Below are 22,160 nucleotides of genomic sequence, written 5' to 3' on the forward strand. Positions count from 1 at the left end.
AGATGCTGATGAAAGAGATTCCGGTAATAAAGGTAGCAGAGTTAAGGGATAAAGAAACGATCCATAATCTTATGCAGTTTTATTTTTATGATTTCTCAGAGTATATTGATCTTCAAGTGAACGATAATGGAGTTTTTGGTCAGTATGCTTATCTCGATAGCTATTGGGAAGAAAGTCGGCGTTTTCCTTATCTGATTCAAAAAGAAGACAAGCTAGCAGGGTTTGTATTAGTAAGCGAAGTACAGGAAGCCAACAATCCTTACTGGTCGATCTCTGAATTTTTTATCTTGAAAAGATTTAGGCTTGATGGTTTGGGGAAACTGGCCGCGCATCAGATATTTGAAAAACATAAGGGAGATTGGCAAGTTTCTCAAATAGAAGCGAACAAACCTGCACAGAGGTTTTGGAGAAAAGTGATAGGTGAATACAGCAAGAAACAATATACAGAGCGGAAGGAAGATGGACGAGTCATCCAATCGTTCTCCAATAAAATAGTTTAGAAATGATGTGCGATTCTTCAATGGAATCGCTTTTTTTATTGTGATAAAACGATAGAAAGTTTGACTTTTTTTTAATAGGGCAAAATAGGAGAGGAACTACTAACATTTTAAGTGGTCCCAAATAACCGTTTTTTTACTTCTGAGGGGATGTACACATGTTTAGATTGAACCTATTAGATAATTATTTAAAGAAATATACAAAAATGTCCGAGAGGGAACTATCACATACCGTTCAATCGAATATGTGGTTTACTCCCGTACTTTACGTTTTGTTTTCTGCACTACTAGTTACGGCCACATTAACAACTGATCTAAAGTACGACTTAGGCAATCAGATGCGTCCTTTTTTTGCAGTTGATTATGATCTTACACGAAATCTAGTAGGGACGCTTACCGCGGCCACTCTAACACTGACCACCTTTACCTTTAACTTGATTCTTGTTGTGTTTACGACGTTTTCTGGACAGTTTTCTCCTCGTATGTTGAAAAACTTTATAGCTAGTAAATCAACACAGCGTGTTCTAGGGATATTTACCTCTAGTTTCATTTATATGTTGTTGAGTTTTTTATTTTTGAACAAAAGAATGGCTGAATACTATTTTGCTGTTCCTTTGGTAGCAGCAATCATTGCAGCCTTTGCGATGGGAACGTTTATCTTTTTTATCAATCATGCTGTCGCTTGGCTTCAAGTGAACCAGATGACGTATGATATGAAGAATGAAGCATTATCTATCGTGAAAAGTGCACTAGAGGATGAAGTGGATCCTTATAAAGTAAATGATTTAACGACCGTGAACAGTGAAATATGTGAAGAAAGCGGTAATGCGATTAAAGCTCGCAAATCGGGATTTATCCAATTGGTGGATTTCATCTCAATCATGAAAGAAGCAGAACGAGATGATATCGTCATACGCTTGGAGTATGCGATCGGAAGTTATGTGTATGCTACAACACCTTTTATTACTTATTGGAAAAAAGGTGAGAATGAAATTGACGAAGAAAAATATTTGTCACTCATTAGTATTGGAAGAAGGCAAACGGAAGTACAAGATATTGAATTTAGTATCAATAAACTTGTAGAAGTTGCAATCAGATCTCTAGGAAATAATGATCCAAAAACAGCGATTAACTCTATTTATCAATTAGGTGAAGTTCTTACTACGATTTCACGAGGATCCATATTCTCAAAGTATCTGGTAGATAAACAGAATAATTTGCGCGTCGTATTACAAGAACGAGATTTTAGCCATTATTTATATAACGCATTTGGGTATATTCGTCACTATGCAAAAGATAACGTGATCGTGTGTACGGAGATCTTGAAAGTTCTGGATTTGATGGCAAAATCCTTAAATAAGCGGGATTATAACGCAGTCTGGGAATTTGGGGTACTAACTGCTAGCGGGTTAGAGAATCATTTCTTGTTCGCTCTGGATTATCAACAATTTCATAGAGCGCTGCAAAATCTTTCTGTAACGACCAAACATGAAAAAGAATATGAAGAGTTCTTGTTTAAAAGTAAACAACCATAAACGAAAAAAGCCCGGTATAAGTACCGAGCTTTTTTATATGGAGCGCAATGCTTTTTGAACGTCAGTAGCCGAATGAAATGGCTCGTCAAGTTGGAGCATTTTCCGAAGAATTGATTTAAAAGGAAGTGATATTTCTAATTCCTCTTCCCAGCTCAACTCTTTTTTTGACTGAGGCACGTAAGAAGAATATAGCAGAAAGAGTGCAAAATGACCGAGAGCAAACAAGTCGCTTTCCACTTTAACTGCCCGCATCCGAAGTTTCTCAGGATGATCATTCGAATCTTCAATCTCTTGGTGTTTGTCTGATAAATAACAAGCAAGTCCAAAATCAATCACGATCAATTTGTTATCACGTTGTATGATGTTTGGAATACGAAGATCTCGATGTATGATTCCTTTCTCGTGAAAGTGCTCGGTAATGTTTAGAAGCTCTAGCAGAATCGCGATCGTTTCTTTTTCGTTATACGATTGATTGTCACGAAAAATTAGATCTTCGAATGTTTGACCCTTAATCCACTCCATAGCAATAAAGTGACCTTGTTCATCTTGAAAGGTATTCAATAGCTTCGGAACGGGGTGTTGATGCAGCGCTTCTAAGATCTGAGACTCTCTATGGAAAGAGAGAAGCCCAGCTGTGGTTTTGGCTTTTGTGTTCCTCAGCTGTTTTAAGACGATGATCGCTTCTGTTTGCCGATCGAGTGCTAAATACGTAATGCCATAGCTACCCATTCCAAGAACTTCTTGAATAAGATATCGCTCATGAATGAGATGCCCAGCTTTAAAAGGTCTGTCCCATAACGTTCTTTGCAGACCTTTCCAAAGTTCAGTTATCATGTTGGTTTTATCTTAACGCAGATTAGGAGCTAAAGAAGCTGCTTCTCTTTTTCTTTTTATAATGCTTGTGTCCATATCCACCATAATGCTTCTTGCCAAAATCACTGCTGCTGTATTTCTTGTAGCTTTTCTTATATTTGTAGCCAGAGCTGCTGTACCTTTTATGGCTGCTGTGTCCCAATAGTGATTTTAATAGTTTCTTTAACATGAAAAATCATCTCCTTTGAAGATACTTGTTAAATCTTATTCGTCCTTTTCAAGCATTATCCTACTGTACGTACTTTTAAACAGAAAGTTTCAAGGAGAAGGGGTCTGACCCCAAACAATTTATTTCCCGTAACAATTTCCTTGTTTTTGTCTAGAGAGTTTTGTTAAATTTAGAGAGGTATAATAGAACGTTTACAAAAATGATGTTTTTTGTGAGGTGTTCAAGGAGAGGGGTTCTTCGTTTCATGTTGGAGTATAGTGTTGCAGCTTTATTGCCTTTATGTTTGCAGCTGCTTTTTAATAGAGTATTGTTTACTAAATACTTACCTTTAGGAATTACGATCGTTATTATGATTTTTGGTTTCGATGGTTTGAATCAGCCGTTGCCTCTCCAAATCGTGGCTGCAGTTTCCACGATTGTTGGCTTTTTTCTTGGCCTTAAAATTTATAACAAACAAAAAAGAAAAGTAAAATAAAAAAAGACGTCACCTTCATGAGGTAGACGTCTTTCTTTTTGTATGAATAATAGTTTCTTTTAAGAAAAGTACGAGCATGGTTAACACATACAGTGTAATAATTCCAAGGCCAGCTTTATCTAGGTGAACAAGTTTTAGAATGACAGAACTTAAGATCGTGATGTACAGGGCACTTAAATATTTTTGAATCTGTTCACTGGAATAGATGGTTGTAAGTTTGGCTCCTAGCTGAGTGCCCACAAGAGCGCCTAATATAAGTAGAAGACCCAGTTTATAATCAATCTGAACACTTGATGCGTACGTTAAGAAACCAGCACTAACGATGAAAAACACACTGACTAAGCTCGTACCAACAGCTTTTCTAGAAGGAAACTTCATTAAAGAAATGAGCATTGGAACCATTACGAATCCTCCGCCAACGCCTAATGTCGTAGAAATGAATCCTCCGGTAAATCCAATAAAGATTGCTTTAGGCCAAGAGAAGTGAATCTCAGTAGTACTTTGCACTGTATTCTTGCGTTTTGTTTGCTTATAAAGCAGGGAAAGAGCAAAGTAGGCAAGAAGAACAATATAAAATATAGGAATGATCGTTTCGTCATAACCCATCTTCTCTAGCCAAACAACAAGTGGATGAGCGATTTGTGTTGCTCCAATCCCTACAATCCCTAGAACAGCAGCCGGTTTCCATAGAATGTTCTTAAATCTCAGGTGCGCAGCAACTCCTGAAACACTTGTCCCGATAGAGTACATGAGACTCGTTCCAATCGCAGACAGAGGCGGAATGCCGAAAAGAATAAGGACGGGTGTTAGAATAAAGCCGCCACCAATTCCGAAAATGCCTGAAAAGATACCGATGCACAAACCTAGCAGTATATAAAAAAACTCCATTTTAAAACTCCTTTAAGGGGACACACCTTCTACAATTTTTCTGAAGATCATGGTAATGCTAGTGGGAAATGGGGTCAGACCCCAAACAATTTATTTCCCATCTTGCGCCTACCTATGAGTATACCACTTTACTTTCTTTCCAGAAACTTCTGCGAATATTTGTTCGTAATTATTAGGTTTTGGATAAGGGCTGTGCTATAATTTGAGTAACCAGAATTTAGGAACGGAGGTTCGGTTTTGTGAGTCAAAGTCAATTGTTCGAAATCAAATCAAACTATCAGCCACAAGGGGATCAGCCCGCAGCGATCAAACATCTTGTGAACAATATAAACGCAGGGAAAAAGAGTATGACCCTGCTTGGTGCGACCGGAACAGGGAAGACGTTTACGGTCTCCAATGTTATTCAGGAAGTAAACAAACCGACTCTTGTTATTGCACATAACAAAACATTAGCCGGACAGCTTTACAGTGAGTTAAAAGAATTTTTCCCGAACAACGCAGTTGAATATTTTGTTTCGTATTACGATTATTATCAGCCAGAAGCATACATCGCACATTCTGATACGTATATCGAAAAAGATGCAAGTATTAATGATGAGATCGATAAACTTCGCCACTCGGCTACTTCATCACTTTTTGAACGAAAAGACGTTATTATTGTGGCCAGTGTATCGTGTATTTATGGTCTAGGTTCACCTGAAGAGTATAAAGACATGGTGATCTCCTTAAGAGAAGGAATGGAGAAAGACCGTGACCAGCTTTTACGTGATCTTGTAGATGTTCAATACAACCGAAATGATATTAACTTTACTCGTGGTACGTTCCGAGTTAGAGGAGATGTCGTGGAAATCTTCCCAGCCTCACGAGACGAACATTGTCTTCGTGTGGAGTTTTTTGGTGATGAGATCGACCGCATTACGGAAGTGGATGCACTAACAGGTGAAATTCTTGGTGAACGTAAACACGTTGCCATTTTCCCGGCTTCCCACTTCGTAACACGTGAAGAGAAGATGAAAGTAGCGATTAAGCGCATTGAAGCTGAACTTGAAGATCGCCTAAAAGAATTGAATGAAGCTGGAAAACTGTTAGAAGCTCAGCGTCTCGAACAGCGTACAAGATACGACCTGGAGATGATGGCGGAAATGGGGTTCTGTTCAGGGATCGAGAACTACTCTGTTCATCTGACTCTAAGACCTTTAGGTTCAACGCCTTACACACTTCTAGACTATTTTCCGGATGATTCACTGATTGTTATTGATGAGTCCCATGTTACTCTCCCGCAGATTCGTGGAATGTTTAATGGAGACCAAGCGAGAAAAGGAGTCCTTGTCGATCATGGATTCCGATTACCTTCCGCAAAAGATAACCGTCCGTTAACGTTCGATGAATTTGAGCGTTATACTAAGTTTCAGCACATTTACGTATCAGCAACACCTGGTCCGTATGAGCTCGAGCATGCCCCTGATCCGGTTGAGCAGATTATTCGTCCAACGGGGCTCTTGGATCCTACACTAGAAGTCCGTCCGATCAAAGGTCAGATTGATGATTTACTAGGGGAGATCAACGAAAGAATCGAGAAAAACGAACGAGTTCTTGTTACAACGTTAACGAAAAAAATGTCTGAAGATCTTACCGATTATTTTGTAGAGCTTGGTATAAAAGTTCGATACCTGCATTCAGAGATTAAGACGCTAGAACGGATTCAAATCATACGCGATCTACGTCTTGGTGTGTTCGATGTACTCGTCGGCATTAACTTGCTGCGGGAAGGATTAGATATTCCTGAAGTTTCTCTCGTTGCGATTTTAGATGCAGATAAAGAGGGCTTCTTACGTTCAGAGCGTTCGTTGATCCAAACAATTGGTCGTGCTGCTCGTAACTCAAACGGTCACGTTATTATGTATGGAGATAAGATTACAAAGTCCATGCAGATCGCGATTGATGAGACGCAGCGCAGACGTCAGAAACAGATGGAACACAACGAAAAGCATGGGATCACGCCGACGACGATTAAAAAAGAAGTGCGTGATGTGATTCGTGCGACTCAAGCTGCCGAAGATACAGAAACGTATACAAGTTCAAAAGCTCCTAAGCAAAAGATGAGCAAGAAAGATCGCGAAGCGTTTATCGAGCGTATGGAAAAAGAGATGAAGGATGCTGCAAAGAACCTTCAGTTCGAGCGTGCAGCAGAGCTTCGTGACCTCATTCTTGAGTTAAAAGCGGAAGGATGATAGCAGTTGGCTACCAATCAAAACATAATTGTAAAGGGTGCTAGAGCCCATAATTTAAAGAATATAGATATTACGATCCCGCGTGATAAGCTGGTTGTTTTAACCGGCTTATCTGGTTCGGGTAAATCTTCACTTGCTTTTGATACGATTTATGCTGAAGGACAGCGCCGTTACGTGGAATCTCTTTCTGCTTATGCCCGCCAGTTTCTCGGACAGATGGACAAGCCAGATGTGGATTCAATCGAGGGTCTGTCACCTGCTATTTCAATCGATCAAAAAACAACAAGCCGTAACCCTCGCTCAACAGTAGGTACGGTTACAGAAATCTATGACTATCTTCGTCTTCTATTCGCACGTATCGGTCGACCGGTATGTCCTGTTCATAACGTGGAAATCACTTCCCAAACGATTGAACAGATGGTAGACCGAATTTTGGAATATCCTGAGCGTACAAAACTTCAAATTTTAGCACCTGTTGTTTCCGGTCGAAAAGGAGAACATGTTAAAGCGCTTGAAGATATTAAAAAACAAGGGTATGTTCGTGTTCGAATCGACGGAGAGATGCGTGAAATCTCTGAGGAAATTAAGCTTGAGAAGAATAAAAAACATACGATTGAAATCGTGATCGACCGTATCGTCGTAAAAGAAGGAGTCGCTACTCGTTTAGCTGATTCTCTTGAGGCGGCACTCAACCTAGGTGGAGGAAGTGTTGTCGTCGATGTTATGGAAGAAGAGGAGCTTTTATTCTCGCAAAACCATGCTTGTCCTCATTGTGGATTTTCAATTGGTGAATTAGAGCCACGTTTGTTTTCATTTAACAGTCCATTCGGGGCGTGCTCTTCGTGTGATGGTTTAGGAGTAAAACTCGAAGTAGATCCAGAGCTTGTTATTCCAGACTGGAGTCGTTCTTTACGTGACAACGCCATCGCACCTTGGGAACCGATCAGTTCGCAATATTATCCGCAGCTTCTTGAAAGTATCTGTAATCACTTTGGTATCGATATGGATGTACCCGTTGAATCTCTGCCAAAAGACCAGATGGATAAAATTTTGAACGGAAGTAAGGAGTACCTTACATTCACGTACAAAAATGATTTCGGTCAAGTACGTAAAAATGAGATTCAATTTGAAGGTGTATTAGGTAACATTCAGCGCAGATACCGTGAAACGAGTTCAGATTATATTCGTGAGCAGATGGAAGGATATATGGCACAAAAGCCATGTCCGACATGTAAAGGACATCGTCTGAAAAAAGAAGCTCTTTCTGTTTTAATCAACGGAAAACATATCGGTGAAACGACTGCTCTTTCCATAACAGAAGCAAAGAACTTCTTCGATAACCTCGACCTGACGAATAAAGAACGTGCAATCGCGAAACTGATTCTCCGCGAGATCGTGGATCGTTCAGGTTTCTTGATCAATGTTGGACTAGACTATTTAACGCTAAGCCGAGCTGCTGGGACGCTATCTGGTGGTGAAGCACAGCGTATTCGCCTCGCGACACAAGTTGGGTCACGTTTGATGGGCGTTCTTTATATTCTTGATGAGCCGTCAATCGGCCTTCATCAGAGAGATAATGACCGACTGATTAGAACACTCGAAGAAATGCGTTCTCTTGGAAATACGTTGATCGTCGTTGAGCATGACGAAGATACGATGCTAGCAGCAGACTATGTTATCGATATCGGTCCTGGTGCCGGTGCACATGGTGGTGTGATCACATCACAAGGTACACCACAAGAGATTATGGAAGACCCAGCCTCACTGACTGGGCAATACTTGTCTGGTAAAAAGTTTATTCCTCTTCCAAAAGAAAGACGTAAGCCAGATGGAAGATATATTGAAGTAAAAGGTGCAACAGAAAACAACTTAAAGAACGTTTCTGCTAAGATCCCATTAGGGTTGTTTACAGGAGTGACAGGTGTATCGGGATCTGGAAAGAGTACGCTTGTTAATGAAATCCTGCATAAAGCTCTTGCACAAAAGCTGCACCGTGCAAAGGACAAGCCTGGTGCTCATAAGTCTATTAAGGGTCTAGAACATATTGATAAAGTTATTGATATCGACCAGTCTCCAATAGGCAGAACGCCACGATCGAATCCAGCGACATACACCGGAGTATTTGATGATATTCGTGATGTGTTTGCATCAACGAATGAAGCGAAAGTTCGCGGTTATAAAAAAGGACGTTTCTCCTTCAACGTAAAAGGTGGACGTTGTGAAGCATGCCGTGGGGATGGAATCATAAAGATTGAGATGCATTTCTTGCCGGATGTATACGTACCATGTGAAGTTTGTCATGGTAAACGTTATAACAGAGAAACGCTAGAAGTGAAGTATAAAGGGAAAAACATCGCTGACATCTTAGATATGACGGTGGAAGATTCTGTGGAGTTCTTTGCTAATATCCCTAAGATCAATCGGAAGCTCCAGACTATTCTTGATGTAGGTCTTGGTTATATTAAGCTTGGTCAATCGGCTACCACTCTTTCTGGAGGAGAAGCACAGCGTGTGAAGCTTGCGTCACAGCTTCACAAGCGTTCTACAGGAAAAACCATCTACATTCTAGATGAACCAACAACTGGTCTTCACGTAGATGATATTTCTCGTTTGCTTGTCGTTCTTCAAAGACTTGTAGATAACGGAGATTCTGTACTTGTTATTGAGCATAATCTTGATGTCATCAAACAGTGTGATCATTTAGTCGATCTCGGACCTGAAGGTGGGGACAAAGGCGGTATGATCGTTGGTGCAGGTACGCCAGAAGAACTGGCTGAAATTGAAGCTTCTCACACTGGACGTTATCTTGCTCCGATCTTAAAACGTGATAAGAAACGTATGACTGGAAAGATTAAAGAAAAAGAAACGATTAAATAGACTACTAAACAATAGGTTAGTAAGGAAAGGAGGGTGAATATATTTCACCCTCCTTTTTCTATTAAAAGAGATGACTTGGGAGGAAAGGAACAATCCCATTGATCCAACCATTTTGGTAAGCTTTGATTACTGCTGAAGTCCTGTCCTTGACGGTTAGTTTTTTTAGCAGCGATGCGACGTGATTTTTTATGGTGTTCTCACTGAGGAAGATAGATTGAGAAATTTCCCTGTTACTCATACCGATTGAAAGCAATTCAAGAACTTCCCACTCTCTTTCGGTTAGGAGTTCTTGAGGTCGGGGCGGTAATAAGGGCTTTTTTAATAGAATGTACTCTTCCCATATCAAGATTGAAATTGCTTGTGGCATATATCTTTGGCCGCAAAATATAAGGGAGATCGCGTGCATCATGAGACTCGGATCCATATTTTTTAGAAGGACACCGTGAATGTTAAATGTTAGACATTCTAAAAGCAAAGAAGCCTGTTGATCGATGCTCGGAACAAAGAGAACAACTCTAACATCTTGCTTCATAAAATGCTGAATCATCTCAACAACATTGAAATGTTTGATCTCTAAGTCAATAAATACAATATCAATATTTTTTGCTAGTTTATAAAGTGGATTATGTTTATGGCTTTCAATGGATGTGATAAAAATCTCATCCATTTCTTTTAGAAGCATATGTTGAAGAGAATCTTTAAAGATTGTATCATCATCGATTACTAGTATATGAATCATAGTTATGGGCACCTCACTAGGTATATATATTTCTATTAATAGAGTGAAACGTTTAATAAAAAGATGTGATATGCTCGATAGTCCCCATTTTATAACTGGCTATTTCATGTCATACCTTAAACTGGCTAGTAGCTTCTTGTAATTCTTCCGCCATTGTTGATAAAGAGTTGGCAGAGGATGCGATTTCTTCCATGGATGCGAGTTGTTCCTCTGTTGCAGCCGAAACATTCTGAGCACCAGACGCGGAAGATATGGCAAGCACGGAAACAAAATCGATTGATTTTACAACTTGCTCTGTTCCAACAGCTACTTGTTCAGATGCAGATGAGATCTCACTGACTTGTTGAGAGACATCTTCAATAGAAGATAAGATTCTTCTGAAGGATTCTCCTGAAGACTGAGCTAGCGAGATTCCAAGTACCAATTCTCTATTTCCGATTTCCATCGACTGTACGGCTTCCTTCGTATCCGCTTGAATGGAGTGGATCAACTGGCTGATTTGATTGGCTGAAGCAGCAGATTGTTCAGCTAATTTTCTAACTTCATCTGCAACGACTGCAAATCCTCTACCATGTTCTCCTGCTCTTGCTGCTTCGATTGCAGCATTCAAAGCAAGCAGGTTCGTTTGAGAAGAAATATTTGTTATAACATCCACGATTTGATCAATCTCTAAAGATCTTACTCCCAAGCTCTGTATAGCTTTTCCGGTTTGCTTTATGGATTGATCGATGGTCTCCATTTGTTTAACCATGTTGTCCATTGATTGATTACCTTCATATGCCAATTGAAGTGAGCCTTGGGAAGTAGTAGAGACGTTCAGTGCACTTGCTGCGATTTGTTGAATCCCAGCACTCATCTCACTTATGACGAGTGAACTCTCCCCAACATTTTTAACTTGGTTATCAGATCCGCTCGCCATCTCTTGAATGCTTCCAGCGGTTTGTTGGGTAGCTTCACTATTTTGTTCAGCACTTGCTAATAGTTGCTCAGAACTTGCTGCGACCATCTGCGAACTGCCTTTGATCTGGGTGATGAGAAGAATTAAATTATTCTTCATCTGTTCAAATGAACGAGCGAGTTCACCAATTTCATCTCTATTCTTTACTGAAATGGATTTACCCGTTAAATCACCGTTTGAGATCAATCCAGCTTGTTGAGAGAGTAGAAGAAGTGGTTTTGAAATTAAATGAGACATATAGAGTGCCACTACTAACCCAAGAAGTACCGCAATGACAGAGAACAAAGTAACAAACCTAGCACCGTCTTTAAACAGATCAACAGAAGTATCAGCGGCCAATGTCGCACCTTTTTCATTGATTTCAATCAATGATCTAAGGTGGTCATCAGCTGAAGTCCATCCTGTATGCATTTCTAACTGAAGTTTGTTTGCAAGAGCAATGTTATTTTCACTTTTAGCTTGTAAAACTGCTGGAATACCCTCTATGTAGGCGTTTATATCTGCTAAAAAAGCGTCATATACCTCTTGCTCTTTATTGCTATCAATAAGGGGGGCATACTTTCCGCTTCTTTCATTCATTTCTAGGACCGTCTCATCTATTCTACCTGTTAGCCGTTCAATTTCAGATTTTTCATCAGTGAGGATAAGTTTAAGAAGAATCCGTTGAATATCTGAAATATTTCCATTCATCCCTCCAAGATAAACAAGGCTCGGTGTCCAAACTTTGTTAATTTCTTCTGCTTTTTTTCCCATTCCATCCATTTTAATGAATGCTACAACACTGATTGCGATTAAGAGGCTTAGTATGACTAAAAAACTACTGATTAGTTTAGCGCGAATGTTGAATTTCATTTTCTTCACTCCCTATTGAATGATTGATTGTTTCGTGTTTTAAAGCAGAAGCTTCAGAAATCAACAGTTGGTCTACATTGATTATTGTTATTAGTCTGTCCTCTAGCTTGGATATGCCTGAAAGGTAGGAAGGGATGTTTTTGTCATTGATGGTGTTTGTTTGAATAGAATCATGGGGGATATCTAGTACATCAGTTGCTTCATCGACTATTAATGCAAATGGCTTTTCTTTGAATTTGACAACAATGTACCTTTGTAATGAATATTCGTGAGGAATTAATTCTGAATCTGAATATAAGAGGGTGGTTAGGTTAATAACCGGAGTTATTGTGCCACGTAGGTTAATTACACCCAGAACGTGCTTTGGCATAGATGGTACGACGGTAACTCGCTGTGTTTTCTCAATTGATAATACTTGCTCTACATGAAATGCGAATTCCTCACTGCCGATTTTAAACGCAACAGCTTTAAACTCATCGAAAGCATCTTTCAAATTCATCACCCTTTTTTCTAAATTTGCAGTAAAAAGTGAGCATGCCATTATCAGACTTTTATACTACAATTTAAATATCGTCTATTTAAAACATTTATTAATTAAATATATAGGAAAGGTAGGATTTAACTAATTGAAATAGGACTTTTATGCTATAAATTGGTGAAGGAAGAAAGCAGAAAAAATGCACCTTCACTTTTTAAGAAAAGGTGCATTTGAATATAATTTCTATTTATATTTTTCCTCTGAAGAAGAAGAATTTTTTGTACCTTTTTTGTCCTTCTCTTCACGCTTTTCTTGCTTAAGATCTTCCATCGGAATGGGATCAACGTTTTGCTCACTCTCAAATTTATCAAACAAGCTTTGTTGATCTGTTTTGTATTGTTCAGGATTGTCCATTTTGCCTTTTTGCTTCTTTTCCACATCAGCCATAATAAATCACTCCTGTCTTAGTTATATATCCATTCCTTTTTCATGGTTTTCTTAAACAAAAACTCCTCAAAACGACAATTTTCGTATAAAATAGATAGGTGTTTTTATTTCCATATCTTAGAAAGAATTTTATAGAGTACATAGTTGATCACAATTACGATGAATGACCCGAACAGGCCAGCGAGAATTCGATCACTTACGGTAAGTTCTATAGCATCTTCAGTCATAACGCCGAATATAATGCTAGTGATCATCAGTATAGCTAATACTATAAAAAGAATTTTTAATGTTCGAATCTGTTTCAATGGTGGTTGCTCCCTTGGGTGTTTTTGTCATTATGATACGGAATTTTAGAAGTTATGTCGAATGGCTATAGAGATAAAGGAAGATTGTTTAAAGGGGTCGAAGTAAAAATAGGCACATGCCTTTTGCTTGCAGTCCCGTTTGTTATGGTTTTATTAAAGCAGGAGGTCTTGTTTCATGAAGGAAGGCTCAAAAAAAGCTATTTCTGCACTATGTTATTTTAGTCTGTTTTTCGCACCTTTTTTATTTCCGATCGCTGTATATTTAATCTCCGATGAGCCTGAAGTGATGGAGCACGCAAAAAGATCATTTTTGTCCCATCTATTGCCCATTATCGCTGTTCCATTAGGTATTATTATCATTTTTGAAACGCAATATCATCTAGTCGCTATTATTATAAGTGCACTCATTTTTGGAACGCTGACATTAATTGTGATGATCTGGAATATTGTTAAAGGAATAAAGGTAATTGTTTCATAAACTAATTTTGTACAAGTAATACCGGAAAGTCTCAGTCATCTTAGAATCAGCCGACGCCGGTGACGGAACCCCAAAAAGGAGGCGTCAATGTATGGAAGAACGCAAAATGATTTTAAACATGCTGAACGAAGGTAAGATCTCTGTTGAAGAAGCGGAGAAACTTTTGTATGCCCTTAATGATAAGAAGAAGCTGCAGCTGAGCTCGATCGGTTCTCTCAACCTTAAAAAGAAAGCTGTGAATGGTGCTACCGCTGTTAAGCTGCCGACTTCCGGTTATAAAGTGGCAAAGTTTTTTGACCGTGTTGTAAAGCGTATTAAGACGGTTGATTTTGACTTGAATTTCGGACCTTCTGAACCTGTTCACTATGTCTTTCAAGATAGTCATGTCATGTTTCAGGCGATGGACGTTGAAGTATACAACGGTTCAGTAACGGTTGTTCCATGGGATCGAAAAGACGTGCAAGTAGAGTGCGATGCACATGTTTATAAAGTGCCAGAAGGATCTTCGGCGAAAACGAAATTTAGAAATGAAACGTTCTATGATTGTGATGCCACAAAAATGCGCTTCTATTCTAGAAATAAGCATCAAAAGGTAAACGCCGTAATCTCTATTCCAAGAGAAGCTTATGATGAGATAAAGATTACAACGTTTAACGGACCTGTAAAAATAAGTGAATCTCATGCAAAAACACTGACAGTCAAAACGACTGTAGGAGCGATTGCGATGAACCACTGTACGGGGGAGAACGTTAAAGCATCCGCTGCTAATGGCTCATTAACGCTTAACGATTGTCAGTTTAAGGACGTAGAAGCAGAAACGATGAACGGACCTGTACGTCTTTCTGTAGATGCATCACAAGTACGCTCAGAAACGATAAATGGTTCAATCTACTGCCGTTTTGCTTCAGCGGTTGAAGGGTATGCATCTTTTAAGACGGTGACGGGAAAAATAGAAACAGAATTCCCAGAAACAGTAGAGCTTGATGCCGTTCTTAAAACAATCGTCGGCGGATTTGTTTGTGATTTTGAATCTGTTGAGGTGCGAGAAGAAAAGAAAGAAGTGACTCGAAAGTTTCTTTCTTTTATTGCGAACGGAGGTAAGAGCTTCCCGTCTTTTAAATTGGAGGCGGAGGCGAAAACAGGCTCTGTTGTGGTGTTAAAAGCGAAATAGAGGTGACTTACATCATGAAAAAACTTAAAAGATCGAACGATGCTAAAATTTCAGGAGTTTGCGGTGGAATTGCTGAGTATATGAATGTTGATCCTACGGTTGTAAGATTAGGAACAGTAGCGCTTGCTCTGTTTACAGCGGTTTTTCCAGTTGGTTTAGCTTATATTATCGCACTAGCTGTCATGCCAGAGGACGGCGTATAAAATGATGAGCTGGTTAGCTTCTTTATTGATTAATACGATTGCGCTAATGGTAGTAGCCGGTTACTTTGATGCTTTTCATATTGAAAACATCAGTGCTGCTTTACTAGCTAGCGTTTTGTTATCACTGTTTAACGTTTTTCTAAAGCCGGTCCTGGTCCTGTTGACATTACCTGTGACGATTTTCTCTTTAGGATTATTTTTAATCGTCATTAACGCAGCACTATTATCGTTAACGGCAGAATTGATGGGTAGCTCGTTTAACATTGATGGATTCGGTATGGCATTACTCGCTGCAGTCATCATTTCACTTCTAAATATGTTCCTGACGAATTTTGTTTTGGAGCCTTTAAAAAAGAAGCGGAAAAGAAACTAAAGTAGCAGTTCGATCAAAAGAAATTTTTGAAAAGGCTGTTTTCATAAACTTAGTTGCTTTTGAAAGTGTTGATTTCCGTTCCAGGCTGCTCGCTTTCCACGGGGCAGGCGGTGAGCAACATTCGTACGTTTCACTCTTAAGTGTCTCACCTGCCCGCCTGTCCCGTAGGAGTCTCGTGCCTTCCACTAAAATCAATTGTCAAAGGTGACAAGGAGTTCAAAGCAACAATTTTTTAGAAAAGAGCGTTGAAAAAACATCTTTTATGCAAAGCTTGGAAAACCGGTGGATTCTCACCGGTTTTTCTTTTTTAATTGGCAGTGGTGATAATTGCGTTCCATTAATGGGCCAGGAAGGCGCTCTTTGCCTTCTGACCATTTAACTTTTGATCTCGAGGGGCTAGCCACTGTTGCAAGACAGTTGAGACCACTAAAGGCGCGATGCGGCAGGGGGCTCACCGCCGGCCCCGCGGAAAGCATGTACCCTGGAGCGGAAATCCCCTCATCCAGTTATTATTTGGTTTCCAAAATTTATACTTTATAGTAATATTAAGGTATTCTGTTTAAAAGAAAGGACTACAAGTGACCTGTATGCCAACATTTAATCTGTAATGGAAAACAATTTAGATCGCTTCTCAACCGTTAAGAAACAATGTGTTTCTGACCTCGGGAGAAGTCTGTCTACAACCCATTACAGAGGAAATACAGCGAACTGCAGTCCGTTATAACGGGTAACATTGCGTTCAAAGCTCTCCTTGTATTAGGGGAGCTTTTTTACGTTCTGCAAGAAATCAAATAGAAGTTGTATTTCTTCACTACTACATTTTAGAGGTGAAGAAAAAATGGAGATACAACAATTTGCTTTAGCACTCAATCAACAAATGAGAGCGGACACGGTAAAAAAACAGTGCAAAATGTGCGGGAAAGTTACCACTTTTACAGATACGACCATACAGAGACACAACGCAAACGGAAAGAACATCTATCAGTTTGCGATTTATAAATGTCAGAAAAATCATTCTTGGAACAAAAAGCTCAACATTTATAAATCGTTCACAGAGCATGTCGATCCCCAATCGATCGTTCCTACAACATTTATAGAGATAGAGCCCGGTAAGAAGATTACCTCCTTGAAGAGAGGGGATTCTTCATGCGAAATAAAGATAACATCAGTTAACGGGAGTTTTAGGATTGATCGTACACTTGCAGATCACCTTGAAGGGTGGAGCAGAACAGAGATCGCTCAAAACATAAAAACAGGCAAGATTCTGTTAAACGATTGTTTAACAAAACCAAGTCAAAAGCTCTCTGTTCATGATAAAATTTTTATAGATGTAAAATAAGAACATAATCATTTCAGCCGTTTGCTTCGAACTCGATCAAACGGCATTTTTATTTAGAAGGAGCTGAGAATCTTGCAAACAGAAAGATTGAAATTCCGACCGTATACGATTGAGGATTTTTCGTTTTTTGCATCATTATGGGCAGATCCTGATGTCGTTCAATTCATCGGGAAAGGGGTAACTCGTTCAGAAGAAGAAGCTAGGAAAAGCTTTGAAGAATGGCTTCTTCCTGGATATCGTGAGGGCAGAGGATTGTTTTTGATCGAGCACAGGGAAAGTCTAGTTCCAATCGGTCACGCAGGTATTGTGCAGCAAACGATCGATGGGAAGAAAGAATTCGAGATCGGCTATTGGTTGGCGAAGGAATATTGGGGAAGCGGCTACGCAACAGAGGCTGCGGTTCACTTCAAAAGTTACGCTGTTCAGGAATTAGGAATCACACGTCTGATCTGCTTGATTCAGCGGAAAAATAATAAGTCTATTTCTGTTGCTTCTCGATTAGGGATGACCCTCCAAAAAGAAACAACGTTTAATACGATACCTGTTGATGTTTACAGTTGGGAGGAAAGTGAGAAATAAGCTCATAGTAGTCTTTGGTTAATCCGTGGTTGAAGTGATACAATAGAATCATTGAAAAATGTCGAGGAGGACCCAATGGCTAAGGTACATATTCATGAACTCATAAAGAAATTCCATCTAGAGCTTGTTAGCGGTGAAGAAGGGATTCACCGCACGATTCGAACGAGCGACATCTCACGGCCAGGTCTAGAGATGGCTGGTTATTTTACCTTTTATCCAGGTGAGCGACTACAGCTTCTTGGGAAAACAGAGCTTTCGTTTATTTCAGAGCTCGATCCTGATACACGCATGGAGCGTTTAACAGCACTTTGCACGGATGAGACACCAGGAATCATCGTTTCTAGAGACATCGAAGTTCCTAAAGAACTGCTGAAAGCTTCTCATAAAAGCGGAGTGCCGATCATGCGTTCACCCGTTACAACAACGCGTTTATCCAGTCGTATCACGAATTATTTAGAGAGTCGTTTAGCGCCAACGACTGCTAAACATGGTGTTTTAGTAGATATATATGGGATCGGTGTTTTGATCACTGGTAACTCCGGTGTTGGTAAAAGTGAGACTGCGCTTGAACTCGTAAAACGAGGGCACCGGTTAGTAGCGGATGATTCGGTTGAGATCAGACAGGAAGATGAAGATACGCTTATCGGCAGCGCACCTGAACTCATACAGCATCTTCTTGAGATTCGAGGTCTTGGCATCATCAACGTGATGACGTTGTTCGGTGCTGGAGCCATCCGCAACTATAAAAAGATCTCAATCGTTATGAATCTTGAAGCTTGGGATTCTAAAAAAGTCTATGACCGCTTAGGTTTAGAAGAAGAGACAACAAAGATCATTGATACGGAAATACCGATCTTAACGATTCCTGTTCGTCCTGGACGAAACTTAGCAGTCATTATTGAAGTCGCAGCGATGAACTTTCGTTTGAAGAGAATGGGCATGAATGCCGCACAACAATTCTCAGACCGTTTGACTGATGTAATTGAAGCTGGAGATGAAGAAGACCTATAAGAATGTGAAGGAAGTGTAGACTGTGGAAGAAACGATTCAACCTCTAAATCGTGTAGCACTCGAGTTAGGGCCGCTCACGATCTATTGGTACGGACTTATTATTGGGTTTGGTGCGATGCTTGGCCTTTGGCTTGCGGTAAGAGAATCAGAGAGACGCGGGCTTGCTAAGGATACGTTCGTTGATGTAGTAATGATCGCAGTGCCAGTGGCCATCTTATGTGCAAGGCTTTATTATGTAGCGTTTGAATGGGATTTTTATAAAGACCATCCAAGTAAGATTCTTGCTGTATGGGAAGGCGGAATCGCGATTCATGGTGCATTGATCGGTTCGTTCTTAACGGCACTCGTTTTTTCAAGAGTAAAGAAGATCTCATTCTGGAAACTTGTTGATATCGCAGCACCTAGCATCTTGCTCGGTCAGGCGATCGGACGCTGGGGCAACTTCATGAACCAAGAAGCTCATGGCGGGGAAGTGACACGAAACTTTTTAGAATCACTTATGTTGCCAGACTTTATTATCAATCAGATGTATATTGACGGTACTTATTATCATCCAACTTTTCTTTATGAATCACTTTGGAGCCTTGTAGGTGTTATCATCTTGCTTTATTTGCGTCGCGTTAACCTTCACAGAGGTGAATTGTTCTTAACATATATCATCTGGTATTCGATCGGACGTTTCTTTGTAGAAGGTCTTCGTACGGACAGCTTGATCGTTTGGGGAACTTCTCTTCGTATTGCACAAGTCGTCAGTTTGGTCTGGATTGCAGCAGCGGTGATCATCTGGATCTATAGAAGAAAAGCAGGATTGGCTAAACAACGATATCTAGAAAGTTAAAGGAGGCGAATGAAAAGTGGAAACGTTAAAAAAAGGCACACTTGCAGGCTTGAAAACCACTTGGACGCTAGGGAAGATCATTTTTCCTGTCACTTTACTCATCACGTTGTTGAGTCACACACCGGTGTTAGATTGGCTGATAGCTGTTTTAGCACCAGCCATGAAATGGATCGGTCTTCCGGGTGAAGCGGCGATCCCGCTCGTTCTCGGTAACTTTCTGAATCTATATGCCGGAATCGGGGGGATTCTTACTCTCGATTCTTTAACGGTGCAAGATGTGTTTATCCTCGCTGTTATGCTTTCTTTTTCTCACAACCTATTTATTGAATCTGGTGTAGCAGCGAGTGTGGGCATCAAATTATGGGTAATTCTACTTGTTAGAATTGGCTTGGCACTCTTTTCTGCATTTATGATTAATCTTTTATGGGATGGCGGAACAGAAAAAGCACAGTATGGTTTTATCTCAAAGCCCGAAGCAGCTCCGAACGGCTGGGGAGAGATCACGCTAACCGCGTTAGAAAAAGCGTCACTCGGTATTCTGCAACTCGCACTTATCGTCATACCGCTCATGATCATCATGCAATTTATGAAGGACAAAGGATGGCTGAACAAGTTTTCGAACTGGATGGCACCAGCTATGAAACTTCTTGGAATGAAAGAGAATACGTCCATGACGATGGCAGCTGGTCTTACGATCGGTCTTGCATATGGAGCAGGTGTGATGATGCAGGCTGCAAAAGAGGATGGCGTCTCAAAGAAAGATCTGTATCTAGCTTTTATCTTTCTCGTAAGCTGCCATGCTGTTGTTGAGGATACACTTGTTTTTGTACCATTAGGAATTCCGGTTCTGCCGCTGTTGATCATTCGAGTAGTGACAGCAATCGTTCTTACCGTATTAGTAGCATACGTATGGAACAAGCTTGAACGGAAAAATCGTTTAACAAGAAAGGAACGACAACATGAAACGCAACACCATACTATTTGATCTTGACGGAACATTAATCAATACGAACGAACTGATCATCGCTTCTTTTCTATACACATTGAATAAGCATTTTCCAGAGCAATACAATCGTGAGAGTATCTTGCCGTTTATGGGGATGCCGCTCGTTGAGACGATGGAGCAGTTCGATAAAGAAAAAGTATCTGACTTAGTCCAAACATACCGTGAACATAACATCTTACATCATGATGAACTTGTTACAGAGTTTGAAGGAGTTTTTGAAACGGTAGAAGAATTGTATAAAAAGGGCTATAAACTGGGCATCGTAACTACAAAAATGAGAAACACAGTCGAGATGGGCTTACGCCTTGTTGGTCTTGATAAGTTCTTTCAAACGGTTGTTACGCTGGATGACGTGAAAAACGCAAAGCCAGATCCAGAGCCTGTTCAAAAAGCGCTAGCCTTGCTTGGATCGACCCCAGATCAAGCGATCATGGTAGGCGACAGCAAGTATGATATTCTTGCGGGTCAGAACGCTGGCACACAAACGGCTGGTGTAGCATGGACCATTCGTGGCAACGATTATTTGCAGCAGTTTAATCCAGACTTCATGCTAAATGAAATGACGGATTTGCTGGATGTTTTAGGAGAGAGATAATTGCGAAATACTGAGCGTTATCCGGTAAAAGGAAGAAACTCGTTGTACCAAGTGTATGACACCGTTCCGTTCTGGAAAGTGGTAAAGAATTTCATTGCGATACAAGTGGCAAGATACACACCATTCCTACCGATAAAAAATTGGATCTACCGTACCTTTTTGAAGATGAAGGTCGGTGAGGGAACAGCATTCGCGTTGATGGTCATGCCAGACATCATGTATCCAGAACGCATATCAGTAGGGAAGAACTGTGTGATCGGCTATAATACAACGATATTAGCTCATGAATATTTAATAAAAGAATACCGTTTGGGTGACGTAATCGTGGGCGATGAAGTGATGATCGGTGCGAACTCTACGATCCTCCCAGGCGTTACGATCGGTCACGGTGCGATCGTATCAGCTGGAACGCTCGTCCACAAAAATGTCCCAGAAGGATCTTTCGTTGGTGGTAATCCGATGCAGGTCATCTACACGAAAGAAGAACGATCTAAGAGGGAAATGGAAAGCTAGAAATTTGTCGTAAGTTCCCCTCTTGGGTTTTCTTGTTTTTCGTCGTATACTTAATACAGGCAAAAAAGCGAAAGCTGGAGGCGCATACTATGAGAAGGAAATCATTCTCGATCGTATTTATGAAAAACACGTTTAAAATTGGACACCTCGTTGAAGACAACTGTCAGTCTCAGCATGCACCGAAAGCATCTCATCCTCAAAATAAGGCCGAACAATTGGCAGCTCGAGACACCTACCGTTTCCGGACTGCTGTGTCAAAAATGAAAGGACATGGCCTTGTTAAGCATTACGAACTTCAAAGCAAACGTGCAAAGCTGGTTTTTTATGGCGACTATTCTACCTACAAACGTAACGTACCTCATATTGCGTTTACACGCGAACATTTTCAACACTACTTTGGAACAGAAGATTTAATCTGTGAATTTCTCCTTGATACTTCTATTTATTTATTTAAAGAACTCCATTTTTTAGAAGAGATCCAACTGGATATTCCGAGTCATGGTAAGATGTATACGGTCGAACTAACACGACAGGAACTCGATGAGTATATGAAGTGTGATTTGGCCGAGATGAAAGATGGTCATCACCATAGGTTCTTCTACATCTACCGAGACGAAGAGCTGGATCTATTTACGAATCAATTTGTAAAGGTCAAACGTTTAAGACGAAAAAAATTATAAAGTAGTTAAAACTGGCGCCCACTCGTCTTATGAATGGGTACCAGTTTTTT

The 22,160-nt window shown here is 40.1% G+C and carries 25 protein-coding genes; 17 read left to right on the plus strand and 8 right to left on the minus strand.

Annotated features, from left to right (window positions below; translation table 11 throughout):
- Positions 1 to 2 precede the first annotated feature (2 nt).
- Complete coding sequence (locus HU823_RS09095) at positions 3 to 500, plus strand: GNAT family N-acetyltransferase (protein ID WP_231607348.1); 498 nt, start codon at positions 3 to 5, stop codon at positions 498 to 500.
- A 155-nt stretch (positions 501 to 655) separates the two neighbouring features.
- On the plus strand, positions 656 to 2,032 hold the full coding sequence (locus tag HU823_RS09100; protein WP_231607349.1) for a DUF2254 domain-containing protein: 1,377 nt from the start codon (positions 656 to 658) through the stop codon (positions 2,030 to 2,032).
- 33 nt (positions 2,033 to 2,065) lie between these two features.
- Here the strand turns inward: HU823_RS09100 and HU823_RS09105 are convergent, their stop codons facing one another.
- Together HU823_RS09105 and HU823_RS09110 are read right to left on the minus strand one after the other, a co-directional pair.
- The gene (locus HU823_RS09105) at positions 2,066 to 2,866 is read right to left on the minus strand and encodes a serine/threonine protein kinase (protein WP_197221893.1); all 801 of its coding nucleotides are present in this window, start codon (positions 2,864 to 2,866) and stop codon (positions 2,066 to 2,068) included.
- Between the two features lie 22 nt (positions 2,867 to 2,888).
- Positions 2,889 to 3,074 (minus strand): hypothetical protein, encoded by a 186-nt coding sequence (locus HU823_RS09110; protein WP_137791648.1) that lies wholly within the window; start codon positions 3,072 to 3,074, stop codon positions 2,889 to 2,891.
- Positions 3,075 to 3,318: 244 nt separating this feature from the next.
- Between HU823_RS09110 and HU823_RS09115 the strand changes: the two genes are divergently transcribed.
- Positions 3,319 to 3,549, plus strand: a complete 231-nt coding sequence (locus HU823_RS09115) for a DUF2198 family protein (protein ID WP_197221894.1) — start codon at positions 3,319 to 3,321, stop codon at positions 3,547 to 3,549.
- 15 nt (positions 3,550 to 3,564) lie between these two features.
- Here the strand turns inward: HU823_RS09115 and HU823_RS09120 are convergent, their stop codons facing one another.
- Entirely contained in the window at positions 3,565 to 4,437 is an 873-nt protein-coding gene (locus HU823_RS09120; protein WP_197221895.1) for a sulfite exporter TauE/SafE family protein, read from the minus strand.
- Positions 4,438 to 4,676: 239 nt separating this feature from the next.
- On the opposite strand from HU823_RS09120, the gene uvrB reads away from it, so the two are divergent.
- Together uvrB and uvrA are read left to right on the plus strand one after the other, a co-directional pair.
- A complete protein-coding gene (gene uvrB, locus HU823_RS09125) occupies positions 4,677 to 6,668 on the plus strand; it encodes an excinuclease ABC subunit UvrB (protein ID WP_144698028.1) in 1,992 nt (663 codons plus the stop codon).
- Positions 6,669 to 6,674: 6 nt separating this feature from the next.
- Positions 6,675 to 9,545 carry an excinuclease ABC subunit UvrA gene (gene uvrA, locus HU823_RS09130; protein ID WP_197221896.1) on the plus strand — a complete coding sequence of 957 codons (2,871 nt, stop codon included), beginning with the start codon at positions 6,675 to 6,677 and terminating at the stop codon, positions 9,543 to 9,545.
- A gap of 61 nt (positions 9,546 to 9,606) precedes the next feature.
- Here the strand turns inward: uvrA and HU823_RS09135 are convergent, their stop codons facing one another.
- The 5 genes from HU823_RS09135 to HU823_RS09155 form a co-directional block, all read right to left on the minus strand.
- Positions 9,607 to 10,284, minus strand: a complete 678-nt coding sequence (locus HU823_RS09135) for a response regulator transcription factor (RefSeq protein ID WP_197221897.1) — start codon at positions 10,282 to 10,284, stop codon at positions 9,607 to 9,609.
- Positions 10,285 to 10,393: 109 nt separating this feature from the next.
- The gene (locus HU823_RS09140; protein WP_197221898.1) at positions 10,394 to 12,094 is read right to left on the minus strand and encodes a methyl-accepting chemotaxis protein; all 1,701 of its coding nucleotides are present in this window, start codon (positions 12,092 to 12,094) and stop codon (positions 10,394 to 10,396) included.
- On the minus strand, positions 12,072 to 12,587 hold the full coding sequence (locus HU823_RS09145) for a chemotaxis protein CheW (protein ID WP_197221899.1): 516 nt from the start codon (positions 12,585 to 12,587) through the stop codon (positions 12,072 to 12,074). Before HU823_RS09145 ends, HU823_RS09140 begins: the two co-directional genes overlap by 23 nt.
- 228 nt (positions 12,588 to 12,815) lie before the next feature.
- Positions 12,816 to 13,019, minus strand: coding sequence for a hypothetical protein (locus HU823_RS09150; protein ID WP_197221900.1), 204 nt, complete (start codon positions 13,017 to 13,019; stop codon positions 12,816 to 12,818).
- A gap of 104 nt (positions 13,020 to 13,123) precedes the next feature.
- Positions 13,124 to 13,324, minus strand: a complete 201-nt coding sequence (locus HU823_RS09155) for a hypothetical protein (RefSeq protein ID WP_197221901.1) — start codon at positions 13,322 to 13,324, stop codon at positions 13,124 to 13,126.
- Between the two features lie 175 nt (positions 13,325 to 13,499).
- Between HU823_RS09155 and HU823_RS09160 the strand changes: the two genes are divergently transcribed.
- The 12 genes from HU823_RS09160 (at position 13,500) to HU823_RS09215 (ending at position 22,110) form a co-directional block, all read left to right on the plus strand.
- Positions 13,500 to 13,802, plus strand: coding sequence for a DUF4870 domain-containing protein (locus tag HU823_RS09160; protein WP_144698042.1), 303 nt, complete (start codon positions 13,500 to 13,502; stop codon positions 13,800 to 13,802).
- Between the two features lie 91 nt (positions 13,803 to 13,893).
- On the plus strand, positions 13,894 to 14,973 hold the full coding sequence (locus tag HU823_RS09165) for a DUF4097 family beta strand repeat-containing protein (protein WP_197221902.1): 1,080 nt from the start codon (positions 13,894 to 13,896) through the stop codon (positions 14,971 to 14,973).
- A 14-nt stretch (positions 14,974 to 14,987) separates the two neighbouring features.
- A complete protein-coding gene (locus HU823_RS09170; protein WP_066397692.1) occupies positions 14,988 to 15,176 on the plus strand; it encodes a PspC domain-containing protein in 189 nt (62 codons plus the stop codon).
- A gap of 1 nt (position 15,177) precedes the next feature.
- On the plus strand, positions 15,178 to 15,549 hold the full coding sequence (locus tag HU823_RS09175) for a phage holin family protein (RefSeq protein ID WP_197221903.1): 372 nt from the start codon (positions 15,178 to 15,180) through the stop codon (positions 15,547 to 15,549).
- An 838-nt stretch (positions 15,550 to 16,387) separates the two neighbouring features.
- The gene (locus HU823_RS09180; protein WP_197221904.1) at positions 16,388 to 16,888 is read left to right on the plus strand and encodes a cytoplasmic protein; all 501 of its coding nucleotides are present in this window, start codon (positions 16,388 to 16,390) and stop codon (positions 16,886 to 16,888) included.
- Positions 16,889 to 16,960: 72 nt separating this feature from the next.
- Entirely contained in the window at positions 16,961 to 17,467 is a 507-nt protein-coding gene (locus HU823_RS09185) for a GNAT family N-acetyltransferase (RefSeq protein WP_197221905.1), read from the plus strand.
- Between the two features lie 75 nt (positions 17,468 to 17,542).
- The gene (gene hprK, locus HU823_RS09190) at positions 17,543 to 18,478 is read left to right on the plus strand and encodes an HPr(Ser) kinase/phosphatase (protein ID WP_144698052.1); all 936 of its coding nucleotides are present in this window, start codon (positions 17,543 to 17,545) and stop codon (positions 18,476 to 18,478) included.
- 22 nt (positions 18,479 to 18,500) lie between these two features.
- Positions 18,501 to 19,316 carry a prolipoprotein diacylglyceryl transferase gene (gene lgt, locus HU823_RS09195; RefSeq protein WP_197221906.1) on the plus strand — a complete coding sequence of 272 codons (816 nt, stop codon included), beginning with the start codon at positions 18,501 to 18,503 and terminating at the stop codon, positions 19,314 to 19,316.
- Between the two features lie 16 nt (positions 19,317 to 19,332).
- Positions 19,333 to 20,301 (plus strand): nucleoside recognition domain-containing protein, encoded by a 969-nt coding sequence (locus HU823_RS09200; protein ID WP_144698056.1) that lies wholly within the window; start codon positions 19,333 to 19,335, stop codon positions 20,299 to 20,301.
- Positions 20,276 to 20,917 carry a pyrophosphatase PpaX gene (gene ppaX, locus HU823_RS09205; protein WP_197221907.1) on the plus strand — a complete coding sequence of 214 codons (642 nt, stop codon included), beginning with the start codon at positions 20,276 to 20,278 and terminating at the stop codon, positions 20,915 to 20,917. The genes HU823_RS09200 and ppaX overlap by 26 nt, the downstream gene beginning before the upstream one ends.
- Positions 20,918 to 21,430: an acyltransferase gene (locus tag HU823_RS09210; protein WP_144698060.1), complete on the plus strand. Its 513-nt coding sequence runs from the start codon at positions 20,918 to 20,920 to the stop codon at positions 21,428 to 21,430. It begins immediately after the preceding gene.
- Between the two features lie 89 nt (positions 21,431 to 21,519).
- Positions 21,520 to 22,110, plus strand: coding sequence for a hypothetical protein (locus HU823_RS09215; RefSeq protein WP_137791669.1), 591 nt, complete (start codon positions 21,520 to 21,522; stop codon positions 22,108 to 22,110).
- The last annotated feature ends 50 nt before the right edge of the window (positions 22,111 to 22,160 follow it).

Source organism: Fictibacillus sp. 18YEL24 (genome assembly GCF_015903855.1).
Classification (GTDB): domain Bacteria; phylum Bacillota; class Bacilli; order Bacillales; family Fictibacillaceae; genus Fictibacillus; species Fictibacillus phosphorivorans_C.